We start from the raw sequence: 10,565 nt of genomic DNA on the forward strand, positions 1-10,565 counted from the left end.
GTCCTTTCGCTGTCGATCCGGTCAGGCACGGCGGTCACCGAGGGCCATGCGCACCAGATCGTCGACATCCATATCCGCGATCGATTCCGGTTCGATCGTTTCCGGCCCGTCCGGTGCCGGCCGCTCCGCCTGCCCCGGTTCCCGCAGACCCAGCAGCGCGTCCAGGAGGCCGGACGAGCGCAGACGCTGCGGCGAGATCGTGGCGAGCAGGTGGCGCACCGATTCGTCGTCGATACTCGACACCGGTTCCCCCGCAGTCGGTTCCGCCGAAACGTCCTCGGGCGCCAGGCGCTCGGCGATATACGCCGCCACCGCCGCGGGGGTCGGATGGTCGAAGACGAGCGTGGCGGGCATTCGCAATCCGGTCGCCGCGTTGAGCTGGTTGCGTAACTCGACCGAGGTCAGTGAGTCGAATCCGAGTTCCTGGAAGGCGAGTTCCGGATCGACCTCGGCCACGCCCGAATAGCGCAGCACCCGAACGACCTTCTCCCGGACGAGATCCTCCAGCAGCGTCTTCCGATCCGGCGCACCGACTTCGGTCAGGCGGCGGCGCAGCGAGTTCGCCTCCGCGGCAGCGGCGCTCGCCGCCATCGGCCGGACCACGCCGCGAACCAGGCTTCGCATCAGGGCGGGCACCGCGGCCGCCGGACGCTGCCCGCCGCGGTCGAGGCGCACGGGCACCAGCAGCGCCGCGTCCTGGCGCAGCACCGCATCGAACAGCGCGAGACCCTCGGAGTCCGAGAACGCCGACACACCACCGCGGGTCATCCTTTCCAGTCCGGCGTCATCGAGGCTGCCGGTCATCTCGCTGCGTCGCTCCCAGAGTCCCCACGCGATGGACTGGGCGGTGCGGCCACGCGCGCGCCTGTGGCTCGCGAGTGCGTCCAGGAACGCGTTGGCGGCGGCGTAGCCCGCCTGGCCCGCGTTGCCGATGACACCGGCGGCGGAGGAGAACAGCAGAAACGCCGACAGCGGCAGATCGCGGGTCAGCTCGTGCAGGTGCAGAGCGCCGTCGACCTTGGGTCTCAGTACCGCGTCGAGACGCTCGGCGGTCTGGGATGTCACGATGCCGTCGTCGAGCACGCCCGCCGCGTGGACCACAGCGGTCAGCGGATGCGCACGCGTAACTCGTGCCAGGGCCGCGGCGAGCTGGTCGCGGTCGGTGACGTCGCACGCGACGAACTCCGCCTCGGCACCCAGTTCGCCGAGATCGGCGGCCAGAGCGGCGGCCCCCGGCGCGTCCGGACCTCGGCGGCTGATCAGCAGCAGCCTGCGAATCCCATACTCGCGCACCAGATGTCGGGCCATCAGTCCGCCGAGAACCCCGCTCGCGCCGGTGATCAGCGCCGTGCCGGACGGGTCGAACGGTGTCACCTCGGCAGCGGGAGCCGGTGCCCGCACCAGCCGGGCGGCGAGCAGGACGCCCGCACGGACCGCAAGTTGCGGTTCACCGGCGGCCAGGCCGGGGGGCAGCAGAGCGAGGAGTTCGGCCGGGTACTCGACGTCGACCGATGCGGTATCGACCGATGCGGTATCGACCAGCACGAAGCGATCCGGGTATTCGGACTGTGCTGTGCGGACGAGACCGCACAGCGCTGCATTCGCCAGGTCGGACACGCCCTCGCCGGGAATCGCCTCGACGGCGCCCCTGGTCACGAAGATCAGCCGACTGCCGCAGTACCGGTCGTCGGCGATCCACTGCTGGATCAGCGCGAGCGCGGTGGCCGTCGTCCGGTGCACGGACGCGGAATCCGATCCGGTGCAACGGGATTCGATGAGTACCACGTCCGGCACCGGCGTGCCGCGGTCGATCGCGGCGCCAAGAGCCGCGAGGTCGGTGCAAGTGTCCGGCAGTACGGTGTCCGCTCCGGTCACGGTCGCGCGCCGACAGCCATCGGTGTCGGCTGACAGCCCCTGGCTTGCCCCGAAATCGGTGCCGCGCCCGTTCATATCCGCATCGGCGGCCGACGGCGCGGGAGGTGGCCCGAAATCGGCGGTGTTCCGGGCGGTTCCGGCCGCGAGGTCGCGGCGTGCGCCCAGCGCCGCGAGCGTGACCCACCGTCCCGTGGGCGGCGGTTCCGCGCCGAGTTCGGGCAGCGCTGTCCATGCCACCCGGAACAACGCGTCCGGCGCGGCGGTGCCGCGCAGCGAATCCGTCCGGATCGGGCGGACCGCCAGGGCCGCGACCGAGACCACGGGCTGCCCGTGGAAGTCGGTGGCGTGGATCGTCACATCGCCGCCGGGGTCGAAGGCCAGCCGAACGCGTAACGCTGTCGCCCCGGCCGCGTGCAGGCTCACCTGATTCCAGGAGAAGGGGACCCGCGCGACGCCCGGTTCCGGCGCGACATCACCCACGGGACCGAGCCGGATTCCGTGCAATGTGGCATCGAGCAGGGCGGGGTGAATGCCGTAGGCCGTGGCGGCGGGACCGTCGTGCTCGGGCAGGCGAACCTCGGTGAAGACCTCGTCACCGCGCCGCCAGGCGGCCCGGACGCCACGGAACGCGGGACCGTACCGGTAGCCGGATTCGCCGAACCGGTCGTACAGATCATCGACCGCCACCGGCGACGCACCCGGTGGCGGCCAGGTCAGCGCATCGGTGGCGGGTGTGACGGCGGACCCGCACGCTGTCCCGGTCGCATGCCTGACCCAGCGCGAATCGAGACCGTCGTCGCGGCGTGAGTGGATGGACAGTGCGCGTTCGCCGTCCTCCGCGGGCGCACCCACCCGAACCTGAACGCGCACCGCCTCGGTGGCGGGCAGCACCAGCGGCGCTTCCAGCGTGAGTTCCCCCAGCGTGGCACAGCCCGCTTCGGCCGCGGCCCGCAACGCGAGTTCGACGAAGGCCGCACCGGGCAGCAGCACCGCGTCCGATACCGCGTGGTCGGCCAGCCACGGGTGGCTTCGCACCGACAGCCGGCCGCTGAGCAGGATCTCACCGGTATCGGCGACCTCGGAGGCCGCGCCCAGCAGCGGATGCCCGGCCGCGTCGAGGCCGGCAGCGGCCACGTCCGCGCCGTGGGCACCCGCGAGGGGTAACGCCCAGTAGTGCCGGTGCTGGAAAGGATAGGTCGGCAGGTCGACGGGCCTGGCGTCGGCGAAGAACGTCCGCCAGTCCACCGGCCGCCCGTACGACCACGCCTCGCCGAGGGAAAGCAGCAGCCGTCCCAGGTCCGGCTCGTCGCGACGCAGGGTGGCGAGTACGACACCGTCGCGCCCGGCGGACTCGAGTGTCTGCTCGATCGGGACCGTCAGCACCGGATGGGGACTCACCTCGATGAAGCTGGTGAATCCCTGCTCCGCCAATGCGCGCACGCCTGACTCGAAACGAACTGTGCGGCGCAGATTTTCATACCAGTAGTCGGCATCCATGACGGCTGTGTCGAGCCATTCGCCCGTCACCGTGGAGAACAGCGGGATCTCGGCGGCGACCGGCGTGATCGTGCCGAGCGCCCGGCGCAGCCCGGCCTCGATCGGGCGCACCTGCGCCGAGTGCGACGCGTAGTCCACGTCGATGCGCCGGACCCGGATGCCGTCGATCTCGCAGGCGGCCGACAGTTCGGTGATCGCGGCGGGCTCACCCGAGACGACCACGGCCGACGGCCCGTTCACGGCGGCCACCGAGAGCCGCTCCCCCCACGGCGTGAGCAATCGTTGCACCGCAGGCAGCGGCAGCGCGATCGACACCATCGCGCCCGTCCCGGCGAGTTCGCCGAGCGCGCGTGAGCGCAGTGCCACCACCTGAGCACCGTCTGCGAGCGAGAGCCCGCCCGCGACGACGGCAGCGGCGATCTCGCCCTGCGAATGGCCGATGACCGCGTCGGGCCGCACGCCGAGCGACCGCCAGACCGCCGCGAGCGACACCATGACCGCGAACAGCACCGGCTGCACCACTTCCACCCGGTCCAGCGGGGCAGCCGAGCGCACCACCTCAAGCAGCGACCAGTCGACATGGGCGGACAGCGCGGCATCGCATTCGGCCATCCGGTCGGCGAACACCGGTGAGCCGGCGAGCAGACCCCTGGCCATTCCGACCCACTGGGAACCCTGCCCGGGGAAGACGAAGACCGTGCGCCCCTCTGCGTCCTGCACACCGGAAACCGTTGCAGGCGTGTCAATTCCATCGGCGACCAGATCCAGTGCCGCGGTGAGTTCGTCGCGGTCGCCGACCAGCACCCGACGATGCGCGAACGCGGTGCGCCCGGCGAGCGCGCGCCCGATATCGGCGGCGTCGGTGCCACCGGTCCGCGCCAGGTGTTCCCGTAGCCGCACGGCCTGATCCGCGAGCGCGTCGGGGGTTCGAGCAGAGAGCACCCAGGCCAGCGGTCCTGGCGGCGCATCCGACCGGGCGGCGACCGCGTCGGGTTCGGGCGCCTGTTCGAGCAGGACGTGCGCGTTGGTACCACTGAGTCCGAAGGACGAGACGGCGGCCCGGCGCGCGCGGCCGGTCTCCGGCCACGGCACGGATTCGGTCACGAGCGTCACCGCACCCGTGTCCCAGTCGACGTGGCTGGTCGGGCGATCGACATGCAACGTCTTCGGAACCTGCCCGTGGCGCAGTGCCAGTACCATTTTCATCACGCCGGCGACACCGGATGCGGCCTGGGTGTGGCCGATATTCGATTTGAGCGAGCCGATCAGTACCGGTCGTTCGGCCGGGCGATCCTGTCCGTAGGTGGCCAGCAGCGCCTGCGCCTCGATCGGGTCGCCGAGCGTGGTTCCGGTGCCGTGCGCCTCGACCACGTCGACGTCGGCGCCCGACAGCCCGGCATCGGCCAGTGCCGCCAGGATGACCCGCCGCTGCGACGGTCCGTTGGGCGCGGACAGGCCGTTGCTGGCACCGTCGGAGTTCACGGCCGAACCGCGCAGCACCGCCAGCACCGGATGCCCGTTGCGGCGGGCGTCGCCGAGCCGCTCGACGAGCAGGACGCCGACCCCCTCGCCCATGCCCATGCCGTCGGCGGCCTCGGCGAATGCCTTGCAGCGGCCGTCGCCTGCCAGGCCGCGCTGCCGGGAGAAACTCACGATCGCGCCCGGTGTCGACATCACCGCGACGCCGCCGACCAGGGCGAGCGAGCAGTCACCGCCGCGCAGCGCGCGAACCGCCGTGTGCAGTGCCACCAGCGAGGACGAGCAGGCGGTGTCGACGGTGATGGCGGGCCCCTCCAGACCGAAGGTGTAGGCGATGCGACCGGAGACGATGCTCGGGGCGCTACCTGTCAGCAGGTGCCCATCGCCCTGCCCCGACCCGGCGACGGCGGCGCCGTAATCGCTGTAGTTGACGCCGATGTAGACGCCCGTGCGGGATCCGCGCAGCGCTTCCGGATCCAGACCGGCCCGTTCCATGGTCTCCCACGAGGTTTCGAGCAGCAGCCGCTGTTGCGGATCCATGGCGACGGCCTCGCGCGGCGATATCCCGAAGAAGGCCGCGTCGAATTCGGCGGCGTCGGAGAGGAATCCGCCGTGCCGAGTGGTCACGGTGCCGGGGTTGTCCGGGTCGGGATCGAAGAGCTCGGCCCCTGGCCAGCCCCGGTCGGCGGGGAAGCCCGCGACCGTATCGCCGCCCGCTCGCAGGAGCTGCCACAGCTTTTCGGGGGAGTCGATGCCGCCGGGCAGACGGCAGCTCATCGCGACGATCGCGATTGTGTCGTCGTCGTCCGCGCGGTCCGTGACAAGCGCGGCGACCGGGGTATCGACGGCCCGCACTCCGAACAGTTCGGCTTCGAGGTGCGCGGCGAGCGCGCCCGCGGACGGATGGTCGAAGACGAGCGAGGAGGGCTGCCGGAGCCCGGTGACGGTATCGAGCCGATTGCGCAGTTCGACGGCGGTCAGCGAGGCGAAGCCCAGCTCCTGGAATGCCTTGCCCGGCGGTATCTGTCGCGGCGAGTCGTGACCGAGAACCGCGGCGGCTTCGCTGCGGACGAGGTCGAGCACGGCGCGGGCCCGTTCGGTCGCGGGCAGCCGGTCCAGCCGCCGACGCAGCCGCGCCGCGACCGGATCCGACGCATCGGCGGTACTACCCCGCAGCGCGGCGCGCGCCTCGGGAACAGTGCGCAGCAAGGCACTGGGGCGGCTCGACGCGAAGACGGGAGCGAACCGTTCCCAATCCACGTCGGCGACCGCGATGACCGTCTCGTCGTCGTCGAGGATCTGTTGCAGAGCCGCGACGGCCGTATCCGGATCCATGCGGCGCAGGCCGTGCTCGTCCAGCTTGAACAGGTCGGTGCCCGGCGACGCGCCGGGATCGCCGGTCTGCCAGACGCCCCAGTCCACGGTGGTCGCGGCCAGTCCCCTGGCGCGGCGGTGCTGGGCCAGCGCGTGCAGGTAGGCGTTGCCCGCCGCGTAGGCGCCGTGATCGCCACTGCCCCACAGACCCGCGATCGAGGATACGAGGACGAAGGCGTCGAGGTCTCGATCGAGCAGGGCGTCGAGATGCGCGGCACCGGCCGCCTTGGCCGCGACCACCTCGGCGAACGCTGGGATCGGTGTGGTCGCGAGCGGCGCGAGGGCAATGAACGCGGCCGCGTGCACCACCGCGGAAACCGGGGTGCCATCGGCGTCGAGATCGGCGAGCAGCCGTTCGACCTGGTCGCGCTCGGCGAGGTCGCAGACGGGCATGCTCAGCCGGGCACCGCACGCGGTGACGTCGGCGCGCAACTGCTCGGCGGTGGGCGTGTCCGCGCCGCGGCGGCCGGGCAGCACCAGGTGCTCCGCGCCGCCACGTGCCAGCCAGCGGGCGAGATGCGCACCGACGGCTCCCGTACCGCCGGTCAGCAGGACGGTGCCGCGCGGACGCCAGGGGCGGCGGTCCTGGATCGGCGGGCGCGGGGCGCGCACGAGTCTGCGGGCGAACAGTCCGCTCGGTCGTAGTGCCAGCTGGTCTTCCCCCGCGACCGTGCCCGTCCCGGCGAGGGCGGCGCCGAACCGCAACCGGGCGAGATCGTCCGGTTCCGGTGGCAGATCCAGCAGGCCGCCCCACCGCTGCGACTGTTCGAGAGCAGCCACCATACCCGTGCCCCACACCATCGCCTGCCGGGGAGCGGTGAGCGGATCGGCGGCACCGATGGTGACGGAACCGGAGGTGACGCACCACAGCGGGGCCGTCCAGCCGAGATCCGAAAGTGTTTGCAGCAGAGTGACTGTCAGAGCAGCGCCGACCGGCAAGGCCGCATATTCGGGGTGCGGCCGCTCGGCGCTCGACAGCAGCGAGACGATGCCGGTCGGCGCGGTCGCGGCGGTGGTGGCGGTGCCCAGGCGGGCGGCGAGCCGGGCACGGTCGATGTCCTCGTCGGCGAGTTCGACATAGTCGACGTCGGCGCCGAGCTCGGTCAGTGCATGCGTGATCCACCGGGCGTGCGGTGACTGCCCCTGCCCGGCGGGCAGCACGAGCAGCCAGCGGCCGGTGAGCACGGCGGCCGACGGGTCGGCGAGCCGGTGCCAGACGACGCGATAGCGGAGCCGGTCGGCGGGTTCGTCACGGCCCCGACGCCAGGCGCCGAGCGCGGGCAGCACCCGGCCGAGCGGTTCGGCGTCGACCGCCAGGACCCTGGCCAGTTCCTCCGGGTCGCCACGGTCGACCAGATCCCAGAATCCGTTGTCGGCGGGCATATCGGCACGGCCTGCCCTCTCGGTGGGTTCCGGCCAGAACCGCCGTTCCTGGAACGCGTAGGTGGGCAGTCCGACCGCCTGGGCGCCAGCGAAAGCTGTTGTCCAGTCTACGGTTACGCCACGAACCCACAGTTCGGCGGCTGAGGTCCTGAGCCGCCGCAGGTCACCATCGTCGCGGCGCAGGCTCCCCGTGACCACCGCGGCACCCGGACCAGCGGCCGCTACGGTGTCCTGGATCGGCACGGCGAGAACCGGATGCGGCGAGACCTCGACGAATACGTCGTATCCCTGCCGCGCCAGATTCCCGATCGCGGCCTCGAACCGAACGGTGCCGCGCAGATTGCGATACCAGTAGTCGGCGGTCATCTCGGCGGTGTCGAGCCAGTCGCCGGTGAGGGTGGAGAACAGCGGGACGCGACCGGTACGCGGGGTGATATCGGCCAGCGCGGTCAGCAACTCGTCCCGGATCGTTTCGACCTGGGCCGAGTGCGAGGCGTAGTCGACGGGCACCGTCGTCGTGCGTACGCCGCGTTCGCCACAGCGGGCGACCAGTGCGGCGAGAGCGTCGGGATCACCGGAGACGACGACGGCGGCAGGGCCGTTGACGGCCGCCACCGAGACCCGGCCACCCCATGACGCGATCTCCGCCGCCGCTTCCTCGTGCCCGATCGCGAGCGCGACCATGCCGCCCCGCCCGGCCAGCGCCCCGATAGCGCGGCTGCGCAGGACGACGACCTTCGCGCCGTCGGCCAGGGACAGGCCGCCCGCCACAACGGCGGCGGCGATCTCGCCCTGACTGTGACCGACGACCGCGGCGGGTTCGACTCCCCACGAGCGCCAGAGCGCGGCGAGGGAGACCATCATCGCAAACAGCGCGGGCTGAACCACGTCGACGCGTTCGAGCGACGGCGCGCCAGGTGCGCCGGACAGGACATCGGTCAGCGACCAGTCCACGAGTCCGGCCATGACCTGCTCGCATTCGGCGATCGATGCGGCGAAGACCGGCGCATCGGCGAGCAGGGCACGGGCCATGCCCGCCCACTGGGCGCCCTGGCCCGGGAATACCGAAACCGTCCTGCCGACGCCCGATTCACTGTCACCGACAACGACATTCGGCGCGCTTCGGTCTCGCGCCAGCGCGCCGAGGCCGTCGAGCAGTTCCACGCGGTCGGCCGCGATCACCGCTGCGCGGTGCTCGAACGCCGTCCGGGTGGTGACCAGCGAGAACCCGATATCGGCGAGGTCGGCGGACGGGTCGGCGGTCAGCAGGTCGGCCAGCCGGGCCGCCTGGTCGCGCAGCGCGGCGGGCGTGCGTCCGGCCAGTACGTACGGTGCGGCCGAAGGGTGCGGCTCGACACTGCCGAGCGCATGCCCAGGGGTGCGTTCGCGAGCGGACGCAGGTCCGACGACAGGCGCGAGTCCGACAGCGGGCGCAGGTCCAGAGGCCGACATCGGACCGCGAGCGTGCGCAGGTTCGGAGACTGGCGCAGGTTCACGATCCGACACCGGTTCGGGGGCCGACATCGGTGCACGGGCGGGGTCGGGTTCCGGGATGGGTGCCTGTTCGAGGATCACGTGCGCGTTGGTACCGCTCATACCGAAGGCCGAAATGCCTGCCCGCCTGGGCCTTTCGGTCTGCGGCCACGGTCGGCTCGCGGTGAGCAACCGGACAGCGCCGCCCGACCAGTCGACGTGCGGCGTGGGCTCGGTGATGTGCAGGGACCGGGGCAGCACGCCGCGTCCGAGTGCCAGCACGGTCTTGATGATGCCCGCGACCCCCGCCGCCGCCTGGGTGTGCCCGATATTCGATTTCAGGGAGCCGAGCCACAGCGGCCGGTCGGCGGGCCGGTCCCGGCCATAGGTGGCCAGCAGCGCGTCCGCCTCGATCGGGTCGCCGAGTGTGGTTCCGGTGCCGTGCGCCTCGACCGCGTCCACGTCGGCGGCGGCGAGTCCGGCATCGGCCAGCGCCGCGCGCAGCAGACGCTGCTGGGACGGGCCGTTCGGGGCGGTCAGACCATTGCTGGCACCGTCCTGGTTCACGGCGGAACCGCGGATGACGGCCAGTACCGGATGCCCGTTGCGTTGCGCGTCGGAGAGCCGCTCCAGCAGCAGGACGCCGACACCCTCACCCCATCCGGTGCCGTCCGCGGTGGCCGAGAACGCCTTGCATCGACCGTCTTCCGACATCGCGCCCTGCCTGCCGAATTCGGCGTAGACCAAGGGCAGCGACATCACCGTGACCCCGGCGGCCAGCGCGAGCGCGCACTCCCGGCGGCGCAGCGCCTGGGCGGCGAGGTGCACGCCGACGAGCGAGGACGAACACGCGGTGTCCACGGTCAGCGCGGGCCCTTCCAGTCCGAGCGTGTACGACACCCGGCCCGCCAGCACACTCATCGAGTTGCCGGTGACGATGAAATTCCGGACGGCATCGGAGGCGTCGAGCGCTACCTGGGCGTACCCCTGATCGACGGCTGCGGCGTACAGGCCGGTGGCGGTTCCGCGCAGCGACGCCGGATCGATGCCTGCCCGCTCGATCGCTTCCCAGACGGTGGTCAGCAGCAGCCGCTGCTGCGGATCCATCGCGGTCGCCTCGTGCGGGGAGACGGCGAAGAAGGCGGCGTCGAAATCGGCGATCCCGTCGATGAAGGCGCCGCGGGAGGACACATTGCCCGCGCTCAGCGGCGCCAGATCCCAGCCTCGGTCTTCCGGAACCGGGGTGGTGGTGTCCCGGTTCTCGGCCAGCAGTTCCCACAGTTGTTCGGGGGTGCGGACCCCACCGGGGAAGCGGCAGCCCATGGAGACGATCGCGATCGGCTCGTGCCCGGTGGCTTCGGCCTCGGCGAGTTGCCTGCGAGTGCGCCGCAGGTCGACGGTGACCCGATTGAGGTATTCGCGTAGCTTCTGTTCGGTCACCGTGCTCCTGCCGTTCGTCCGGATGCGCGCTGGTCCGCTTCGGT

The 10,565-nt window shown here is 71.8% G+C and carries 1 protein-coding gene; it reads right to left on the minus strand.

What is annotated here, in order from left to right:
- Positions 1–21: 21 nt before the first annotated feature.
- Positions 22–10,521, minus strand: a complete 10,500-nt coding sequence (locus tag OG225_RS15200; protein ID WP_405182247.1) for a type I polyketide synthase — start codon at positions 10,519–10,521, stop codon at positions 22–24.
- Positions 10,522–10,565: the final 44 nt, after the last annotated feature.

It is taken from the genome of Nocardia sp. NBC_01377, assembly GCF_045040005.1.
GTDB lineage: Bacteria > Actinomycetota > Actinomycetes > Mycobacteriales > Mycobacteriaceae > Nocardia > Nocardia noduli.